A 19,611-nucleotide genomic window follows, 5' to 3' on the forward strand; every position below is an offset into this window, starting at 1 on the left:
ACTTTTACATTCGCCACCCCGGCAGTCTTTGCTCCCCCAATCGTTTTTTGAGTGCAATCCGTTACCAAAACGCATTAATTTGATATAAATCAACAAATATCGAAATAAAACCGGATAAATTTGTCTTTACATAATTAAGTGTAAATTTACATATTTATAACTTATAATCCGAAAAAGCTGAGAAAACTTACAAAACAACACAAAATTTTCCAAATTGCATTTTTTGGAAATAAATTTGTAAGGAAGAAAGCTTCACTCCGAATCTTCCCAAACCGTTGTTTTCCGGCAGTATAAAATACCAACCAAATTGAGGACTTACATTATGAATGAAACCGTCGCTCCGGCCGCCCAATCGGGCAGAGGGCTGAAACCTTATCGGAGGAATACCGGCCTCCTTCTTTGTTTTCGTGCTGCTCCATCCGTAAAACAATCCCAACCGCAATGGGTCGGACTTGCCGCGTAATTTTATGGACGGACACCACACTTTGGTTTCAACCGCCCTTTTCAACAGCCTGAAAACACATTTCTTATTTGAGTGAAAGGAAAGCCATGAACGACAATACGGCGCCCAAAACCGATTCCGCCGGTTTGAGTCGGTATCGAGGATTGATTATCTCCATCGGCATCTTCGTTGTATTGCTGGCAGGATTATTGGCTTATGCCAACCATATTTCCAACGAGATTGAAGAAGATTCCGTCCAAAGTTACGTTACCGCCGAAATGGCAAACGCGTATGGCGAATTGCTGGAAAACGTCCAGATGCTCAAACTCAACACCCACCAAGACCCGAAAAATCCCTTGGTGCAAGGTGCATTAAAACGTACCAAAGAGGCGCAAGACGCTTTTTCCCGCTCGCTGCAGGCCACAGCCAAAGGCGGCGACTATCTTTCCATTGACGGCCGGAAATATTTGGTGGACGCAGCCGACAAAGGTGTCAAAAAAGCCTTGATGGCAGAGATGGTGCGAAAATGGAAAGAATCAAAAATCATCGTAGACGCCTATCTGAAAAAGGCCGAAGACCCCACCGCCGATGCTTCGTTGGTTGATGCTGCGTTATTGAGTCTGCAAAACAACAACGCCCGCTTTACCGAAATCACCAATTTCCTGCTGGCAAACAAACGTGCCAAGTTGGAAGAACGCGGCATCCAATTAAGAAACGTGGAGATTTTTGGTATCGGGGGCGCAGTGTTATACCTTGCGCTGTTCTTGGCCTACTTCATCCGCAAACTGCTCGCCGCCGACAAATCGGCAGATGCGGCGAAAAAAGAAACTACCGAGATTATGGACACGGTAACCACCGGTCTGTTCCTGCTCGACAAAGACCTGACCATCGGTTCGCAATATTCGAAACAGCTCGAAAGCCTGATCGGCCAGAAAAATGTCGGCGGCAAAAACCTGCTCGACGTTTTGAGCAGCTTCATCGACACCAAAGACCTGAACACCACCAACGACTTCGTCGGCCAGCTCTACAACGCGCGCACCAAAGAACGTCTGATTGCCTCGCTCAACCCCCTCATCCGCCAGAAAGTAAAGGTTGACGGCAACGAGCGCTTTCTCGACTTCAACTTCCGCCGCGTCTATCACGGCAAAGCCATTACCCGCGTGCTGGTGAACGTGGAAGATGTTACCGATGCCGTACTGCTGGAACAGAAAATGGAACAGGAGCGCGAGCAGAACGACGTCCAGCTCGAAATGCTCAGCACCATTTTGCAGGCCGACCGCGATTCGCTGAACGACTTTATCAACAACACCAAGCAGCGCATCCAAAGCATCAACTCGGTATTGAAGGTGCAAGACGAAAGCGGCATGTCGCTGTATGAAAAAGTAAACGCCATCTACCGCGAAGTGCACAGCATGAAAGGCGAAGCGTCCGCCCTGAAACTGAGCGGCTTCACCAATATGGCGGAAAACTTCGAAACCAACCTCAACCGCCTGAAACAAACGCCCAAGCTCTCCGGCGAAAACTTCCTCGGTCTGACCGTGCAACTGGAAGAACTGATCCGTCTCACCCACACCATCGAAGATCTGCTGGCTAAAATCGGTGGTACAGCCCCCGTTACTTTGGACGGCAAGCAAGCCGCCACACCGCAAACCACCCGCAGCCGCTATGCCGATTTTGTCGCCGATATCGCCAAACGCAACAAAAAAGAAGCCGCCTTCACCTACAGCGGCCTGGAAAGCACCGGCAACAAAAAAATGGATCGGGTCATTACCGAAATCGCCATCCAGCTGCTGCGCAATGCAGTCGTACACGGCATCGAAAAACCCGAAATCCGCAACCAGCGCGGCAAACTCACCATCGGCCATGTCCACATGGGACTGAAATACCACGGCGACAGATTTGTCCTTACTTTCGAAGACGACGGCAACGGCATCGACTACCGCGCCATCGCGCAAAAAGCCGTAAGTTTGGGCAGATACACCGAGGAAGAAGCCGCCAATCTGGACAGAAAAACGCTGGTTTCACTGCTGTTCAGCCCGGGCTTCTCCACCGCCAACGACAGCACCGAAGACGCCGGCCGCGGCATAGGTTTGGACATCATCAAAGACCGCATCATCTCTCTGAACGGCACGGTAAACGTAACCACCCGCCCGCAAGGCTATACCCGTTTCACCTTCACGCTGCCCAAATTAGGATAAGGATTAAAAACTATGGCAAAACGCATTATGGTTGTCGACGATTCCAACGTTATCCGCAACCGCATTTCGCGCGGGTCGAGCAAAATGGATTTCGAAGTGGTGGCCTCCGCGTCAAACGGCGAAGAAGCAATCGCCCTCTACCGCCAGCACCACCCGGATGTGGTTACCATGGATCTGACCATGCCCAAAATGGACGGCTTGGAGTGTATCGCCCAAATCACCGCCATGGATGAAAACGCCAATATTCTGGTCGTTTCCGCGCTGGCCGACAAAGCCACCGGCATCAAAGCCCTGCAACTGGGCGCGCGCGGCTTCCTCTACAAGCCATTTTCCGACGAAGAACTGTTCGGCGCACTGAACGAAATGCTGGAAGGCTGATTCGCGGCCGCCTCGGCAAACCGCCCGAACCGATTGTCACAAACACAGGAATAAACATGAAAGAAGAGAAGTTACAAATATTTATCGACGGCGTGCAAAAATATTTCGCGCAAATGATTACAGGGGAAGAACTGGTGGTAGGCACGCCCTACCTCATCGAAAACAAAATACCGTCGGCCAAAGATTTCACCGGCGTAATTGCCATTTCGGGAAAAAACCAGGGCGTCGTCTATTTCACCGCCCCCAAAGAGCTGCTCGAACGCCTTTTGGTGCTGATAGGCGAGAAAGACACCGGCGAAGAGCTGATGGCCGATTTGGTGGGCGAAGTGGCCAACACCATCGCCGGCAACGCGCGCAGCGAATTCGGCGAGGAATTTGAAATTTCCGTGCCCATCGTCCTGCGTGGCGCACCCGACGAAATCCTGCTGCCGCGCAAAGACCGCTCCTTCGTCATCCCGATAACCTGGCGCAACCGCAGCGCGGCCATCGTCATCAGCCTGCGCAAATGATTTTCCGCCCTGCAATCCCAACCCGAAAAGAGAGCATCATCATGATTTCGTTACGACGTTTTATGCCCCTTGTTGTTGTGTTTTCCTTGGCGGCCTGCGGCGACACGGCAAGCAAGGGAAAGCCGGTACAAAGCGAGCCCGCTGTGGAAAACTCCACACAAGACTCCCGCCCCGTGCAAAACGTATTTTTTGAAGCGGGCGGCTTCGCCCCGTTTGTGATGTCGGACACCGACAACCGCCCCTCCGGCTTCGGTATCGACCTGGTCAACGCTATCGGCGACAAACAGGGCTTCCGCACCAACTACATCCCCCATCCTTTTACCGGCATGCTGGAAGATTTGGGCAAAGGCGCGGACATCGCCGTGGCGGCGATTACCGTGACCGACGAGCGCAAAGCCATGGTCGACTTCACCAACCCGCACTTTGACACCTCGATGGCACTGATTGTCCCCGAAGACAGCCCGATTACCTCGATTGGCGACGTAAAAGGCAAAAACATCGCCGTCGTGGTCGACACAGTGGGTGAAACCGGCCTCGCCAAACTGCAAAGCGGCAAAGGCATCATCACGCGCACGCCCTCCGTTTGGGCGGCAACGCGCGAAGTGATGCGCAAAAACGTCGACGGCGCCTTCGCCGACGCCGGCCCCCTGAACTACTATGCCAACACCTACAAAGAGCAGAAACTGCGTGTCATCAGCGACGGCAGTTCCGCCAAAAACCACTACGCATTGGCAGTAACCAAGGGCAAAACCGAACTGCTGAACAAGCTCAATCAAGGCTTGGAGCAAATCAAAGCCGACGGCACCTACGATAAAATCTATCAGAAATGGTTTCCAACCGATCAGGGCAAACCAACTCCCGCCCCCGCCAAATAAGCGGACAGGCCGCCGAACAGAAGCAAAGGCGGCCTGAATTTTTTGCCCCAACAAAGGCCCAAACCTTTTTCAGACGGCCTCAACCGCATATACGGGGACGGCCTCAACCGTCACAGGCCGTCTGAAAACGCCCCGCCCGATCCCCCATGCACATCCTCCTCCTCCCCTCCTGGTATCCCGAAACGCCCGACTCCCTCGACGGCATCTTCTTCCGCCAACAGGCGCACGCCCTCGCCCGCGCCGGCCTGCGCGTCGGCGTCGTCGCACCTCTGTTCCGCTCGCCGCGCCGCTGGCGCGAAATCCTCACAGGCCGCTACGGCGAAAACATCTTTTCAGAAACGTCATCCCCGCACGCCTCAGGCGGGGACTGCCTCATTCCCACCTACACCGCCCACAACACCTACCTCTGCCCGCCCCTGCCCCATTTCGACCGCGAACGTTGGCTCGCCGCCGGCATGCGCCTGTTCGGGCGCTACCTCAAAGAACAAGGCCGCCCCGACCTCCTGCACGTCCACGCCGTCAACCACGGCGGCATCCTCGCCCGTCGCATCGCCGCCAAACACAATATCCCCTATATCGTCACCGAACACAGCAGCACCTACGCGCGCGGCCTCATCCGCCGCTGGCAGCGCCCCGCCATGAACCAAGCGGCGGCAGGCGCGGCGGTGCGGCTGGCCGTCAGCCCCGCCTTCTGCCGCCTGCTCGAAAGCGAATACCCCGGCCTGAACTGGCAATACCTGCCCAACATCCTCGGCGCAGACTTCGCCGAACCCTTTACCGCCCAAAGGCCGTCTGAAAACCAAACAAGCGACACCTTCACCTTCTGTTCCGTCGGCCGCCTCGACCACAACAAAGGCTTCGACATCCTTCTTGACGCCTTCGCCCGCGCCCTGCAAAGCCAACCCGCCCTGCGCCTCGAAATCGGCGGCGGCGGCAACGAACTGGGCAATTTGCAAAACCAGGCAGGCCGTCTGAACATCGCACACGCCGTCACCTTCCACGGCGCACTCGTCCCCGCCGACGTGCGCCGCCTCATGCGCCGCAGCGATGCCTTCGTCCTCGCCAGCCGCAGCGAAACCTTCGGCGTCGTCTTTATCGAAGCCCTGTCGCAGGGACTACCCATCGCCGCCACCCGCTGCGGCGGCCCTGAAGGCATCGTCAACGACGGCAACGGCCTCCTCGTCCCACCCGAAAACCCCGAAGCCCTCGCCTCCGCCCTGCTCGAACTGCACGCTAACTGCCGCCGCTACGACCGCGAAACCCTGCGCGCCCACTGCCTCGCCGAATACGGCGAAGCCGCCGTCACAGGCCGTCTGAAAGAAATCTACCGGCAAGTGCTGCAGCAGGACTGAGGCCGTCTGAAAACGGTTCGGACGCAGACACACGGCTTGCGCTTGTACCAAATCCCGCCGTGTCTGTCGGAATATCCGAAACCGTATGTACCGCCGCGCAACACCCCGCCTGATGCAGTAAAGGCCGTCTGAAACCCGTTCAGACGGCCTTTCCTTTACCGAACCTTTACATTGTCGGATAATGCGCGTTTTGCTTCATCCGACTACGCAAGGAATCCCATCATGGCATTTTTGAAACTCACCGACCAAAACGTTTCCGGCAAAACCGTACTTATCCGCGCCGACATGAACGTACCGTTTAAAGACGGCAAAATCAGCGACGACACGCGCATCCGCGCCTCGCTCGCTTCCATCCGCTACTGCCTCGACAACGGCGCGGCGGTTATCGTGATGACCCACCTCGGCCGCCCCACCGAAGGCGAATTCCACCCCGAAGACGATGTTGCCCCCGTGGCCGCGCATCTGGGCGCGCTGTTGGGCAAAGAAATCAAAGTGTTCAACGACTGGCGCGAAAACAAACCCGTTTTGCAGGCGGGCGAAGTGGCGATGCTGCAAAACGTGCGCGTCAACAAAGGCGAAAAGAAAAACGATGCCGGATTGGGCAAAGCCTATGCCGCTTTGTGCGATATTTTTGTGAACGACGCATTCGGCACGGCGCACCGCGCCCAAGCTTCCACCGAAGCCGTAGCCACAGCCGCGCCGCTTGCCTGCGCGGGCGTATTGATGGCGGGCGAACTCGATGCGCTGGGCAAGGCCTTGAAAAACCCTGCCCGCCCGATGGCCGCCGTGGTTGCCGGCAGCAAGGTTTCCACCAAACTCACTATTCTCGACTCGCTGGCCGACAAGGTTGACCAGCTTATCGTGGGCGGCGGCATCGCCAACACCTTCCTGTTCGCTTCGGGCAAACCCATCGGCAAATCGCTGGCCGAGCACGATTTGGTGGAAGAATCGAAAAAAATCATGGCGAAAATGGCGGCCAAAGGCGGCAGCGTGCCCCTGCCGGTGGACGTGGTGGTGGCCAAAGAATTTGCCGCCGACGCGGAAGCAACCGTCAAAAACATCGACGATGTGGCGGCCGACGACATGATTCTCGACATCGGCCCGAAATCCGCCGCCGAACTCTCCGCGCTGCTGCAACAGGCAGGCACCATCGTGTGGAACGGGCCGGTAGGCGTGTTTGAGTTTGACCAATTTGCAGGCGGCACCAAAGCACTGGCCGATGCCGTTGCCCAAAGCAGCGGCTTCTCCATCGCCGGCGGCGGCGACACACTGGCGGCCATCGCCAAATTCGGCGTAACCGAGCGCATCGGCTACATCTCCACCGGCGGCGGCGCGTTCCTCGAATTTTTGGAAGGCAAAGAGCTGCCCGCCGTGGCCGCGCTGGAAAAACGCGACGCGTAAGGTTGGAAACGTTCTCAGACGGCCTTTGTACAAAATGGCCGTCTGAGAACGGGCAAACCGCCGTTTTGCCGTTTGCGCGGCGCTTGGAAAACCGTTGGTGCGGCAGACATGAAAAGGCCGTCTGAAAGCCCTGTTTCGGGTTTTCAGACGGCCTTTTTGTGCGTCTCAGATTGCCACGTCTGCTTCTTCCAGCACGTTTTGCGCCGCCAGCGCGGCGGTGTCTTTGCGTAGGGTGAGGTGCAGTTCGCGGAAGTCGTTTTCCAGCGCGGCGACGGCTTCGGGCGATTCGTACCACTTGATCAGCGCGTCGGCCAAAAGCGCGGGTTTGGCTTTGCCCTGCAACAGCTCGGGCACGGCTTCGCGTCCGAGCAGGATGTTGGGCAGGCCGACGTGCGGCACTTTGATTTTGCGCTTCACATAGGCGTAGGTGAGCGGCGAGATTTTGTAGCTGATGACCATCGGCCGCTTGCACAGGGCGACTTCCAATGTAGCCGTGCCGCTGGTGACGAGCACGGCGTCGGCGGCGGTGCAGGCCAGGTCGGTGTGGGTGGTCATCAGTTGGATCGGCAGGCGTTTGTAGGCGTCTTTGGCTAAGATTTCCATCAGGCGCACGCGGGTGGCGTGGGTGGCGACGGGCAGCAGGAAGCGGGCGGCGGGCAGGCGTTGCAGAACGAGGGCGGCCGTCTGAAAAAAGACGGGCGCCATGTAGTCGATTTCGCTGACGCGGCTGCCGGGCAGCAGGGCGAAAACGGGCGTTTGCGGGTCGAGCTTCATTTTGGCACGGGCGGCGGCGCGGTCGGCTTGCAGCGGCAGGGTCTGCGCCATCGGGTGGCCGACAAATTCCGCCCGCCCGCCCGCGTCGCGGTAGAGCTGCGGTTCCATCGGGAAGAGACACAGCACGCGGTTGGCCTGTTTGACGATGCTGTTTACCCGCTCGCGCCGCCACGCCCACACGGAGGGGCTGACGTAATGCACGGTGGCGATGCCCGCCGCTTTCAGACGGCCTTCCACGGCTAGGTTGAAATCGGGCGCGTCGATGCCGACGAACACGTCGGGGCGCAGGCGCAGCATGTCGGCGGTCAAACCTTTGCGGATTTTCAGGATTTCGGGCAGGCGTTTCACCACTTCGGCAAAGCCGCGCACGGCGAGTTTTTCCTGATCGTAAAGGCTCTCGAAGCCGAGCTTGGCCATGCGCGCGCCGCCGATGCCGGTGAACCGCGCCTGCGGGCAGCGGGCGCGTATCGCTTCGATCAGGTGCGCGCCGAGCAGATCGCCGGAGGCTTCGCCCGCGCACAGGGCAATAAGGGGGGAGGGGGCAGTCATGTGTTTGGAAAGGTTTTGTTTTTGTAAAGCGCGGCATTGTACTGGAAAACATGCTTTGAGGCCGTCTGAAACCCTTTCAGACGGCCTCAAATGGCGGAAAACGGGCGAATCCTTTAAAATGCGCCCCTTATTCAACAAGCAGAAGCATTATGGAAGCCGAACGCATCAACCAGCTCAACAACCAGCTCGACGACCTCGAACAGCGCAGCGCCGACATCCGCGACTATCTGGACTACCAGGGCAAAAAAGACCGCCTGGAAGAAGTGGTCGGCCTCTCCGAAGACCCCGATCTGTGGAACGACCCCAAACGCGCGCAGGAAATCGGAAAAGAGCGCAAAATCCTCGAAGGCGTGGTGCTCACCCTCGACGGCATCGCCTCGGGCATCGACGACAACCGCATGCTGATTGAAATGGCCGTCGAAGAAAACGACGCCGACGGCTTTGCCGCCATCGAAAACGACGTGGCCGAACTCGAAAAACAAATGGCCGGCCTCGAATTCAAACGCATGTTCAACCAACCCGCCGACCCCAACAACTGCTTCGTGGACATCACCGCAGGCGCAGGCGGCACCGAAGCCGAAGACTGGGCGGGCATGCTGCTTCGCATGTACACCCGCTATGCCGAGCGCAAAGGCTTCAAAGTGGAAGTGATCGAGCAGGACGACGGCGAAATCGCCGGCATCAACAACGCCACCCTCCGCCTCGAAGGCGAATACGCCTATGGTTTGCTGCGCACCGAAACCGGCGTGCACCGCCTCGTGCGCTACTCGCCCTTCGATTCCAACAACAAACGCCACACCTCCTTTGCCTCCGTCTTCGTCTATCCCGAAGTGGACGACAGCTTCGAAGTCGAAATCAACCCCGCCGATTTGCGCACCGACACCTACCGCGCATCGGGCGCGGGCGGACAGCACATCAACAAAACCGACTCCGCCGTGCGCATCACCCACATTCCCACCGGCATCGTCGTCCAATCGCAATCCAGCCGCTCGCAGCACGAAAACCGCCGCATCGTGATGGAAATGCTGCGCTCCAAACTGTTCGAGTTGGAAATGCGCAAGCGCAACGAAGAAAAACAGGCGCTCGAAGAAGGCAAATCCGATGTCGGCTGGGGCAGCCAAATCCGCTCCTACGTGCTCGACTCCTCGCGCATCAAAGACCTGCGCACCGGGCACGAAGTCGGCAACACCAAAGCCGTGCTCGACGGCGATTTGGACGGCTTTATCGAAGCCAGCCTGAAACAAGGCGTGTAATCTTCAGGGTGTGTTTTGCGGGACGGTTTTTTGAGTAAAAAATGCCCGAATGCAAGGAAAAAAGCACAGCAAGGTTGGGCACCTTGCGAGCATTTTTGACACGGCAGGCGGGTATTTTTTGCCAAAAACACCGCCGCAAGCCGAATGTCAACACACCCGAGGCCGTCTGAAAAGCATTTCGGACTTTCAGACGGCCTTTGCCACCCATCCGATACAGAAAGGAAACCCGATGAAAAAACTTCTTCTGCCCCTGCTGGCACTCACCGCCGCCGCGCAACTGGCCGCCGCCCCCCTTTCCGCAGCCGACCAGGGCGAATACGTCCTGCTCGACCAAAACGAAAACCCCACCCCCATGCAGATGCAGTTTGCCCTCAACGGCAAACAATGGATCATGAACGGCCGCGAAGCGGGCGGCCAATGGCAGCCCGTCTGCCGGGGCACGGGCGACTGCCGCCTCGCCACCTCCGCCAAAGGAGACGTTGAAAAATGGAAAAAACACCTGCCCGCAAGCTGGCAACCGCACCACTTCGGCTGCATCAACAACAAAGCCTTCGCCTTCTGCCGCGTCGACCATGCCACTGAAGCGGGCCGCACCGGCTACTGGTGGTTTGCCCTCACCGACGGCAACATCGTCCCCCTGCCCGTCAACCGCATCAAATAAACGAAACTGTACCGAAAGGCCGTCTGAAGCTTTCAGACGGCCTTTGCACCGAATCCAAACTTTCAGACGGCCTCCCATGACCGACACCGCCCCGCCCGACACCGCATGGAGCGTCTACCTCATCCTCTGCGGCAACGGCTCGCTCTACTGCGGCATCAGCAACCGCCCCGCCGCACGCTTTGCCGCCCACCGCAACGGACGCGGCGCCCGCTACACCCGCATGCACAAACCGCAACAAATGCGCCTCACCGACAGCGGCCTCACCAAAAGCGCGGCGCAAAAACGCGAAGCGCAAATCAAACGCCTGGGCAAAGCCGAAAAAACCGCACTCTGGCAACACGCCGCCCCGCTCCCCGACACGGAAACCACCGCATGACCGACCAACCCCTGCGCATCCTCGGCATCGACCCCGGCAGCCGCACCACCGGCTTCGGCATCATCGACATCGTCGGCCGCGAACATCACTATGTCGCCTCAGGCTGCATCAAAACCATCCCCGGCGACGAATTGGCCGGACGCATCGGCATCATCGTCGAAAACATCGGCCAAATCATCGAACAATACCGCCCGCAGCAGGCCGCCGTCGAAAAAGTGTTCGTCAACGCCAACCCCGCCTCCACCCTTATGCTCGGCCAGGCGCGCGGCGCGGCCGTCGCCGCCCTCGTCATCCGCGGCCTGCCCGTCTACGAATACACCGCCCTGCAAATCAAACAGGCCGTCGTCGGCCAGGGCAAAGCCGCCAAAGAGCAGGTTCAGCACATGGTCATACGCATGCTGCGCCTCTCCGGCACACCCCAGGCCGACGCCGCCGACGGCCTCGCCGCCGCCCTCACCCACGCCCTGCGCAACAACCCCCTCGCCGCCCGCCTCAACCCCGACGGCCTGCAAATCAAAGGCGGCCGCTTCCGCTGAACCCGCCCCGCCGCTGTGCCGACAGATAACAAAAGGCCGTCTGAAAAGGTTTCAGACGGCCTTTTGCCATATTCATTCAAATCCGCCGCCCGATATAGCGCACGCGGCCGACAACTTTCAGGCGGTTAAGGTCTTCGCCTTCGATAGTGATGTCGGGATATTCGGGGTTGTCGCAAGCCAGGATGATTTGGCGCAGCAGCAGTTTTACGCGGCGGACAAGGGAGCGGCTGCCGATTTGCAGGGCGTAGATGCCGCCGTCGGTAAGTTTGTTATCGGAGAAATCAACCAGCAATTCGCAACGCCCGTCCAGCGTCGGCTTCATGGCTTCGCCGTGCACGCTGAATATGCCGCAGTGGTTTTTATCAATACCCAACTCGTCCATCAGCTCACGACTGAACAAAAGCGGCGGAGTAGCGGTGCTTTTTTCAGGCTGTATGGCTGTGCCGGGCGGGGTGTCGGTGAGCAGGTTGGAAGGGATGAAATCAGGTGTTTTCATGGGGTTTGTCTTTCAGGGATTGTGGGAGCGGCAGCTTGAAAGTGAATCTCAGGCTGCTTTGTTATGCTTTCAGACTGCCTTACCGCTTCAACTTGGCAAACGCATCGGCCATTGCGCTGTTTTGCGGAGCTTTGTTGTCGGTGTTGCGTTGGCTGCCTTTGCGGTTGCGCGGGTTTTCAGACGGCCTTTTGCCTGCTGCGCTTGATGCGGGGTCGTCTGAAAGGCGCATGGTCAGCGCGATGCGTTTGCGCGGCACGTCCACTTCCAGCACTTTCACTTTCACCACGTCGCCGGCTTTGACCACTTCGCGCGGGTCTTGCACGAATTTGTTTGACAGGGCGGAGATGTGGACGAGGCCGTCTTGGTGCACGCCGATGTCCACAAATGCGCCGAAGTTGGCGACGTTGGAGACCACGCCTTCTAAAATCATGCCGATTTCTAAATCTTTGATTTCGTGGATACCTTCGGCGAAATAGGCCGTCTGAAACTCGCCGCGCGGGTCGCGGCCGGGTTTTTCCAATTCTGCCAAAATGTCCAAAATGGTGGGCAGGCCGAAGCGCTCGTCGGTGAAATCGGCGGCGCGGATGTGTTTGATTTTTTCGCGGTTGCCGATGAGCTCGGCGGCGGTAATGCCTTGTTGCGCCAGCATTTTGGCGACGACGGGATAGGCTTCGGGGTGCACGGCGGATGCGTCCAGCGGCTCTTTGCCGCCGTTGATGCGCAAAAATCCCGCCGCCTGCTCGAAGGTTTTTTCGCCGAGGCGCGGCACTTTGAGCAGTTTTTTGCGGCTGTCGAACGCGCCGTTTTCGTCGCGGTAGGCAACGATGTTTTGCGCCAGCGTGGCGTTCAGCCCCGAAATGCGGGCGAGCAGCGGCGCGGAGGCGGTGTTCACGTCCACGCCCACGGCGTTCACGCAGTCTTCCACCACGGCATCGAGCGATTTGGCAAGCTGGGCTTGGTTCACATCGTGCTGGTACTGGCCGACGCCGATGGATTTGGGGTCGATTTTCACGAGTTCGGCCAGCGGATCTTGCAGGCGGCGGGCGATGGATACCGCGCCGCGCAGGGCGACATCAAGCTCGGGGAACTCGCGGGCGGCAAGCTCGGAGGCGGAGTAGATGGACGCACCCGCTTCGGAGACGACGATTTTGTGCAGCCCCATCTCGGGCAAACCGCGCACCAGTTCGCCCGCAAGTTTGTCGGTTTCGCGGCTGGCGGTGCCGTTGCCGATGGCGATGAGCTTCACGCCGTGCACCTTAATCAGGCGTGAGAGCGTGGCTAATAGATTGTTTTCTTGGTGCAAATAGACGATGGCGGTATCCAAAAGTTTGCCCGTATCATCGACCACCGCGCATTTCACGCCGTTGCGGTAGCCGGGGTCTAAGCCAAGCGTGGGCAGGCGGCCGGCCGGCGCGGCCAGCAGCAAGTCTTTGAGATTGCGGGAGAATACGGTAATCGCGTCATGGTCGGCGGCTTCTTTCAGACGGCCTAAGGCTTCGAGTTCTAATGACAGAAAAATCTTTGCGCGCCAAGTCAGGCGCACGGTGTCGCGCAGCCATTTGTGGCCGTCTGAAACGGCAAACTGCGCGGTAATCAGCTGCTCGTATTCGCTCGCTTGGGTAATCGGCGTGTCGTCGGCTTGATATTTGAGCGCGATGTTCAACACGCCTTCGTTGCGCCCGCGCAAAACCGCCAGCGCGCGGTGGCTGGGCATGGCGCGCACGGCTTCGCGGTGGTCAAAATAGTCTTTGAATTTCTCGCCTTTTTCTTCTTCGCCCGCGACAACCTGCGCGTGGATTTCGGCTTCGTTCCACAGCTTGTCGCGCAGCGTGCCGATGAGTTCCGCGTCTTCGGCAAACTGCTCCATCAGAATCGCGCGCGCGCCGTCCAGCGCGGCTTTGGTGTCGGATACGTTTTCGCTGACAAAGGGCGAGGCAGCGGCTTCTACGTCTTGCGGCTGCTCGTTTAACAGCAAATCCGCCAGCGGCTGCAAACCGTGTTCGCGCGCGGTTTGCGCCTTGGTGCGGCGTTTGGGTTTGTAGGGCAGATACAAATCTTCCAGCGCGGTTTTGTTGTCGGCGGCTTCAATCTGCGCCTGCAAATCGGGCGTGAGTTTGCCCTGTTCTTCAATGGATTTGAGCACGGCGGCGCGGCGCTCTTCCAATTCGCGCAGATACTGCAAACGCTCGGCAAGGGTGCGAAGCTGCGTGTCGTCCAAGCTGCCCGTGGCTTCCTTACGGTAGCGGGCGATAAAGGGCACGGTCGCGCCGTCGTCCAGCAGGGCAACGGCGGCTTCGATTTGGTCGGCAGTGGCGGAAAGTTCGGCGGCGAGGGTGGCGGTGATGTTCATAGTGGGAATCTCTTGATCAATGCAAAGGGCGGGATTATAGCGGCAGGCTTTCCGCGCCCGAAAAGGCCGTCTGAAAATTTTTTTTACGGCGGCGCGGAAATTCTGTAAGGTTTGCCGCTGCTGCGCGTCTAATGCCTATCCGAACCGTGAAAAAGGAGTACGACCATGCAAAAACGAACATCCTTCCGGCTGCCCGTGCTGCTGTTGGGCGCAGCGGCGGCGGCTTTGGCGTTTTTTCTGACGCACGCGCAAACGGCCGAAGCCGCGCCCGTGCCGCAGATGCTCTCGCAGCTCAAAGATTCGCACGGCCGACCCGCTCCGCGCCTGCTGGCGAAAAACAAGCCCACGCTGATTAAATTTTGGGCGAGCTGGTGTCCGCTGTGTTTGTCGGAGCTCGGCCACACCGAAAAATGGGCGCAGGACAAACGTTTCCAATCGGCCAACCTGATTACCGTGGCCTCGCCCGGTTTTCTCGGCGAGAAAAAAGACGGCGACTTTCAAAAATGGTATGCCGGCCTCAATTATCCCAAGCTGCCCGTGGTCGCCGACAACGGCGGCACCATCGCCAAAAGCCTCAATATCGGCGTGTACCCCTCGTGGGCGGTGCTCGACAAAAGCGGCAATGTCGCCCGCATCGTCAAAGGCAGCATCAACGAAGCCCAAGCGCTCGCGCTCATCGACAACCCCGAGGCCGACTTAGGCCGTCTGAAAACACAGTTCAACACCCAAGACAAAGCGAAAGTGAAACCCATGAATACCAAAACCATCTATCTGGCCGGCGGCTGCTTCTGGGGCTTGGAAGCCTATTTCCAACGCATCGACGGCGTGGCCGACGCCGTATCGGGTTACGCCAACGGCAACACGAAAAACCCAAATTATCAAGATGTAATCAACAACAGCGGCCACGCCGAAACGGTAAAAGTAACCTACGATGCCGACAAATTGAGCCTCGACGACATCCTGCAATACTACTTCCGCGTTATCGACCCCACCAGCCTCAACAAACAGGGCAACGACCGCGGCATCCAATACCGCACCGGTGTGTACTACACCGACCCGGCCGAAAAAGCCGTGATTGAGCAAGCCCTCACGCGCGAGCAGAAAAAATACAGCCAGCCCATCGTGGTAGAAAACCGGCCGCTGCAAAACTTCTACGATGCCGAGGAATACCATCAGGACTACCTGATTAAAAACCCCAACGGCTACTGCCACATCGACATCCGTAAGGCCGACGAGCCGCTGCCGGGCAAAGCCGCGCCGCAAGGCAAAGGCTTTAACGCCGCCACCTACCGCAAGCCCAGCGATGCCGAACTCAAGCGCACGCTTACCCGCGAGCAATACGAAGTAACCCAGCACGCGGCCACCGAATATGCGTTCAGCCACGAATACGACCACCTGTTCAAACCCGGCATCTATGTGGACATCGTCAGCGGCGAACCTCTGTTTGCCTCCGCCGACAAATACAACTCCCATTGCGGCTGGCCGAGCTTTACCAAGCCCATCGAAGCTGCCGCTGTAACCGAGCACAACGATTTGAGTTACAACATGGTGCGTACCGAAGTGCGCAGCCGCGCTGCCGACTCGCACTTGGGACACGTGTTCCCCGACGGCCCCAAAGACAAAGGCGGCCTGCGCTACTGCATCAACGGCGCCAGCCTGAAATTCATTCCGTTGGAAGAGATGGACGCGGCAGGCTACGGGCATTTGAAACATCTGGCGCGTTAAGGCCGTCCGTTCAGGCCGTCTGAAAGCAAAAAGGCCGTCTGAAAACCCAAATCAGGTTTTCAGACGGCCTTTGCCGTTTGTGTCGGTGCAAACCGCCGTCAGGCTTTCTTCACAAACTCCGATTTCAAATTCATCGCGCTGCCGTCGATTTTGCAGCCGATATTGTGATCTCCCTCCTGCAAACGGATGTTTTTCACCTTGGTGCCCTGCTTAATCACCATCGAACTGCCTTTGACTTTCAAATCCTTCACCAATACCACCATATCCCCGTTTTGCAACACCGCGCCGTTGGCATCTTTAACTTCGGCATCGGCCTCGGCGGCGGCTGTTTCCTGCGGATCCCATTCGTGGGCGCATTCGGGACAGACCAGATTGGCGCCGTCTTCATAAGTGTATTCGGAACCGCATTGCGGACAGGCGGGCAGAGTCATTGTGTTTCCTTCAAAAAAAGCCGGCAATATACAGCAAAACCGCCAACCGTATCCGACCATTCCTTTCAGACGGCCTCCCTTGCCCGCCGCCGCCGCGCTTGCTACCCTGCCGCCGTTTCTCCCCTACTCCGCCGCCCATGACTCCCGAAGAATTCCTGTCGCACCGCGCCGCCTATCTCGACGCCCTGCGCCAACAGCGCAAATCGCCGCACACCATCGCCGCCTACCGCCGCGACCTCGACAAACTGGCCGACATCATGCCGCGCCACGGAAACACCGTCGGCCGCGCCGACTTTGCCGCCGCGCTGAAAAAACTGTCGCAGCAGGGCTTGGGCGAGCGCAGCATGGCGCGCCAACTGTCGGCCTGGCGGCAGTTTGCCGAATATCTCGTGCGCCTCGGCCTGCTCGATGCCAACCCCGCAGGCCGTCTGAAAGCACCCAAAGCGCCGCAGCTGCTGCCCAAAGCGGTCGACGCCGAACCGCTCAACGCCCTGCTCGACCGCGCCGCCGACGCCGGCCATGCCTGCGCCGCCCGCGATTTGGCCTTGTTCGAGCTGCTCTACGGCAGCGGCCTGCGCGTGGCCGAAGCGCATGGTTTGGACTTGGCCGACGTGCTGTTGGAAGAAGGCTGGGTGGCCGTGCGCGGCAAAGGCGGCAAACACCGCCAGGTGCCGCTCACCGGCAAAAGCGCCGCCGCCCTCGCCGCCTACCTGCCGCAGCGCGCCGCCGCCGTAGGCGAAACCGCCCTCTTCACCAACCGCCACGGCCGCCGTCTGGGCATCCGCCAAATGCAAAACCGCCTGCGCGACTGGGCGGCAGTAGGCGGCAGCCCGCAGCACATCAGCCCGCACATGCTGCGCCACAGCTACGCCAGCCATCTGTTGCAGTCGGCCGGCGACATCCGCGCCGTGCAGGAGCTGCTCGGCCACAGCAGCCTGTCGGCAACACAGATTTACACCAAGCTTGATTTCGACCATATGGCCAAGGTATACGACGCGGCGCACCCGAGGGCGAAGCGGAAAAAATAAGCCGTCAGGAAAAGACCGTCTGAAAGCGGATTTTGCTTTCAGACGGCCTCAAACCGCCCGCGTTACTTCTCAGGCCGCCTGAAAACGGGCAGGCGCTGCGCCGTTTTTCGTCTGCCGCACGGAAAATACAAAGAGGCCGTCTGAAAACCCCGATTCAGGGTTTTCAGACGGCCTCTTCGTGTCAGGCAAACGCCGTTACGCGCCAAACACCTTAAAGCGCCCATCCAGCGGCGCAAAAGTTTTGTCGCCCGCCGGCGCAGCGATGCCGCCGAACACCAGCTGCGCGCGCAGCGTCCACGAAGCGGGGATGTTCCATTCGCGGGCGACGGCAGCATCAATCAGCGGGTTGTAGTGTTGCAGGTTGGCGCCGATGCCGGCGGCGGCCAGCGTCGTCCACACCGCGTATTGGTGCATGGCGTCGGCGTGTTCCGCCCACACGGGGAAATTGTCGGCATAAAGCGGGAATTTTTCCTGCAAGCCTTTTACCACGTCCTGGTCTTCAAAAAACAGTACCGAACCGGCAGCGGCTTTGAACATCGCCAGCTTCTGCGCCGTCGGCTCGAAAGACTCGGCGGGCACGACGGCGCGCAGCGCGTCTTCGGCAAACTGCCACAGCTTTTCATGCTCGGCGCCGAACAGCACCACCACGCGGGTGGACTGCGAATTGAAAGACGAAGGCATGTGGCGCACCGCATGCTCGACGATCGCCGCCACTTCGCCCGCAGGCAGCGGCAGGTTTTTGTTCAGCGCGTACACCGAGCGGCGCGCTTCGGCCGCCTGTTGCAGGGCTTGGTAAGACATATTCGGACTCCTTATTGGGAACGGGATTTGCACAAAAGATTGTCCAGCGACCACGCACCGCCGCCCGCTGCGGCAAAATAGAGAAACAGGAAGCTGAACAGCGCGGCCGACTCGCCGCCGTTGGCAATCGGGAACAGCGGGCTTTCAGCGGCGTGCGCCATAAAATAGGCCACCGCCATCTGGCCAGAGAGAATAAAGGCCACCGGACGGGTCAGCAAGCCCAAAAGCAGCAGCAGGCCGCCGCCCACTTCCAAAATTGCCGCTACCAGATAAATGCCCGACGGCGCGCCGCCGCCCATCGATACGGGGAAAGAGAAAAACTTGGCGGTGCCGTGCAGGATAAACATATAGGCCGAAGCAATGCGCAGCAGCGACAGCACGGCGGGAGCGAAACGGTTTAAAGCATTCATGGTCAAACTCCTTGATGTGTGTGTAATAAATAAAAGCAATGCAAGGCCGGCATTATAGATAAAGCATAAGCGGGAATATATACTCGCGCCGTTGACGCAACCTTTCCCCAAAAGAAACCATGGACACCCTTTTGAGCCTGCGCGTTTTCTGCGAAGTCGTCCGCCAACGCAGCTTCACCCGCGCCGCCGACAAACTCGGCATCTCCACCGCCATGGCCAGCAAACACGTTTCCCATCTCGAGCGCCACGTCCGCGCCAAGCTCCTGCAACGCAGCAGCCGCAGCCTGAACCTCACCGAAGCGGGCGAAGACTACTACCGCCGCGCAGGAGAAGCCCTCGACACGCTCGACACCGCCGCCGAACGCGCCGCCGGCAGCGCCGAAACCCCGCAGGGGCGGCTCAAAATCACCATGCCCATGTGGTTTGCCAACGCCATGTTCTGCGGCTGGCTCGCCGAATACCGCCGCCGCTACCCGCAGGTTACCTTCGATCTGATACTCGACAACCGCAAGGCCGACCTCATCGCCGAAGGCATAGACCTTGCCCTGCGCGTCAGTTCAGACGGCCTGCCGCCCGGCCTGATTGTCCGCCCGCTGGCCGAAATCCCCTTCTACCTCGCCGCCGCACCCGAACACCTCGCCGAATACGGCACCCCCGCCACGCCGCAGGAAGCCGCCGCCCATCCCTTCGTGCTGCCCGCCTACACCGACGTCGACAGCCTCACCGTCAGCCGCGGCCGCGAACGCCATACCCTGCGCCCCGAAGCCGCCGTGCGCAGCGACAACACCCAAATGACGCGGCAAATGGTTCTTGCCGGCTGCGGCCTGGGCTATCTGCCCGAATGGACGGCGCGCCGCGACCTCGAAAACGGCCGCCTGATCCGCCTGCTGCCCGACTGGCACATCTTCTCCGCCACCCTTTACGCCGCCTACCCCGACCGCACCTTCCTCAGTGCCAAAGTCCGCAGCTTTATCGATTTTCTGTGCGAAAAAACCGATCAGGCCGTCTGAAACGCCCGCCGCCGCCCTTCCTATACAAAACCCCGCCCGTGGGCTAGAATCCGCGC

Annotated in this window: 19 protein-coding genes; 13 read left to right on the plus strand and 6 right to left on the minus strand. The window is 59.0% G+C overall.

The window, feature by feature from the left end:
- The first annotated feature begins 549 nt into the window (after window positions 1-549).
- From CGZ77_RS05640 to CGZ77_RS05665, 6 genes are all read left to right on the plus strand, one after another.
- Window positions 550-2,640, plus strand: a complete 2,091-nt coding sequence (locus tag CGZ77_RS05640; protein ID WP_094031016.1) for an ATP-binding protein — start codon at window positions 550-552, stop codon at window positions 2,638-2,640.
- A 12-nt stretch (window positions 2,641-2,652) separates the two neighbouring features.
- A complete protein-coding gene (locus CGZ77_RS05645; RefSeq protein WP_009425488.1) occupies window positions 2,653-3,018 on the plus strand; it encodes a response regulator in 366 nt (121 codons plus the stop codon).
- Window positions 3,019-3,074: 56 nt separating this feature from the next.
- Complete coding sequence (locus tag CGZ77_RS05650) at window positions 3,075-3,527, plus strand: chemotaxis protein CheX (RefSeq protein ID WP_009425487.1); 453 nt, start codon at window positions 3,075-3,077, stop codon at window positions 3,525-3,527.
- A gap of 143 nt (window positions 3,528-3,670) precedes the next feature.
- A complete protein-coding gene (locus CGZ77_RS05655; RefSeq protein WP_232504858.1) occupies window positions 3,671-4,402 on the plus strand; it encodes an ABC transporter substrate-binding protein in 732 nt (243 codons plus the stop codon).
- Between the two features lie 146 nt (window positions 4,403-4,548).
- Complete coding sequence (locus CGZ77_RS05660) at window positions 4,549-5,754, plus strand: glycosyltransferase (protein WP_094031018.1); 1,206 nt, start codon at window positions 4,549-4,551, stop codon at window positions 5,752-5,754.
- A gap of 222 nt (window positions 5,755-5,976) precedes the next feature.
- Window positions 5,977-7,155: a phosphoglycerate kinase gene (locus tag CGZ77_RS05665; protein ID WP_094031019.1), complete on the plus strand. Its 1,179-nt coding sequence runs from the start codon at window positions 5,977-5,979 to the stop codon at window positions 7,153-7,155.
- A gap of 165 nt (window positions 7,156-7,320) precedes the next feature.
- On the opposite strand, the gene lpxB is transcribed toward CGZ77_RS05665, so the two are convergent.
- A complete protein-coding gene (gene lpxB, locus CGZ77_RS05670) occupies window positions 7,321-8,478 on the minus strand; it encodes a lipid-A-disaccharide synthase (protein ID WP_094031020.1) in 1,158 nt (385 codons plus the stop codon).
- Between the two features lie 149 nt (window positions 8,479-8,627).
- Between lpxB and prfB the strand changes: the two genes are divergently transcribed.
- From prfB to ruvC, 4 genes are all read left to right on the plus strand, one after another.
- Window positions 8,628-9,731, plus strand: a complete 1,104-nt coding sequence (gene prfB, locus CGZ77_RS05675; protein WP_009425481.1) for a peptide chain release factor 2 — start codon at window positions 8,628-8,630, stop codon at window positions 9,729-9,731.
- A 229-nt stretch (window positions 9,732-9,960) separates the two neighbouring features.
- Complete coding sequence (locus CGZ77_RS05680; protein WP_083479433.1) at window positions 9,961-10,392, plus strand: hypothetical protein; 432 nt, start codon at window positions 9,961-9,963, stop codon at window positions 10,390-10,392.
- Window positions 10,393-10,468: 76 nt separating this feature from the next.
- A complete protein-coding gene (locus CGZ77_RS05685; protein WP_009425479.1) occupies window positions 10,469-10,768 on the plus strand; it encodes a GIY-YIG nuclease family protein in 300 nt (99 codons plus the stop codon).
- The gene (ruvC, locus tag CGZ77_RS05690; RefSeq protein ID WP_094031021.1) at window positions 10,765-11,304 is read left to right on the plus strand and encodes a crossover junction endodeoxyribonuclease RuvC; all 540 of its coding nucleotides are present in this window, start codon (window positions 10,765-10,767) and stop codon (window positions 11,302-11,304) included. The genes CGZ77_RS05685 and ruvC overlap by 4 nt, the downstream gene beginning before the upstream one ends.
- Before the next feature lie 76 nt (window positions 11,305-11,380).
- Here ruvC and CGZ77_RS05695 read toward each other — a convergent pair whose 3' ends face one another.
- Entirely contained in the window at window positions 11,381-11,800 is a 420-nt protein-coding gene (locus CGZ77_RS05695) for a S24 family peptidase (RefSeq protein WP_009425477.1), read from the minus strand.
- A gap of 79 nt (window positions 11,801-11,879) precedes the next feature.
- The gene (locus CGZ77_RS05700) at window positions 11,880-14,150 is read right to left on the minus strand and encodes a Tex family protein (RefSeq protein ID WP_009425476.1); all 2,271 of its coding nucleotides are present in this window, start codon (window positions 14,148-14,150) and stop codon (window positions 11,880-11,882) included.
- Window positions 14,151-14,315: 165 nt separating this feature from the next.
- On the opposite strand from CGZ77_RS05700, the gene msrAB reads away from it, so the two are divergent.
- A complete protein-coding gene (gene msrAB / locus CGZ77_RS05705; protein ID WP_094031022.1) occupies window positions 14,316-15,875 on the plus strand; it encodes a bifunctional peptide-methionine (S)-S-oxide reductase MsrA/peptide-methionine (R)-S-oxide reductase MsrB in 1,560 nt (519 codons plus the stop codon).
- A gap of 98 nt (window positions 15,876-15,973) precedes the next feature.
- Here msrAB and CGZ77_RS05710 read toward each other — a convergent pair whose 3' ends face one another.
- Complete coding sequence (locus CGZ77_RS05710) at window positions 15,974-16,306, minus strand: zinc ribbon domain-containing protein YjdM (RefSeq protein ID WP_009425473.1); 333 nt, start codon at window positions 16,304-16,306, stop codon at window positions 15,974-15,976.
- 137 nt (window positions 16,307-16,443) lie between these two features.
- Here CGZ77_RS05710 and CGZ77_RS05715 point away from each other — a divergent pair, with 137 nt between their 5' ends.
- Window positions 16,444-17,334, plus strand: a complete 891-nt coding sequence (locus CGZ77_RS05715) for a tyrosine-type recombinase/integrase (RefSeq protein ID WP_009425471.1) — start codon at window positions 16,444-16,446, stop codon at window positions 17,332-17,334.
- A 195-nt stretch (window positions 17,335-17,529) separates the two neighbouring features.
- Here the strand turns inward: CGZ77_RS05715 and CGZ77_RS05720 are convergent, their stop codons facing one another.
- Together CGZ77_RS05720 and CGZ77_RS05725 are read right to left on the minus strand one after the other, a co-directional pair.
- Entirely contained in the window at window positions 17,530-18,135 is a 606-nt protein-coding gene (locus tag CGZ77_RS05720; protein ID WP_009425469.1) for a nitroreductase family protein, read from the minus strand.
- Window positions 18,136-18,146: 11 nt separating this feature from the next.
- A complete protein-coding gene (locus CGZ77_RS05725; protein ID WP_009425468.1) occupies window positions 18,147-18,545 on the minus strand; it encodes a DoxX family protein in 399 nt (132 codons plus the stop codon).
- Window positions 18,546-18,664: 119 nt separating this feature from the next.
- Here CGZ77_RS05725 and CGZ77_RS05730 point away from each other — a divergent pair, with 119 nt between their 5' ends.
- A complete protein-coding gene (locus CGZ77_RS05730; protein ID WP_009425467.1) occupies window positions 18,665-19,555 on the plus strand; it encodes a LysR family transcriptional regulator in 891 nt (296 codons plus the stop codon).
- The last annotated feature ends 56 nt before the right edge of the window (window positions 19,556-19,611 follow it).

This window comes from Neisseria sp. KEM232, assembly GCF_002237445.1.
Classification (GTDB): domain Bacteria; phylum Pseudomonadota; class Gammaproteobacteria; order Burkholderiales; family Neisseriaceae; genus Neisseria.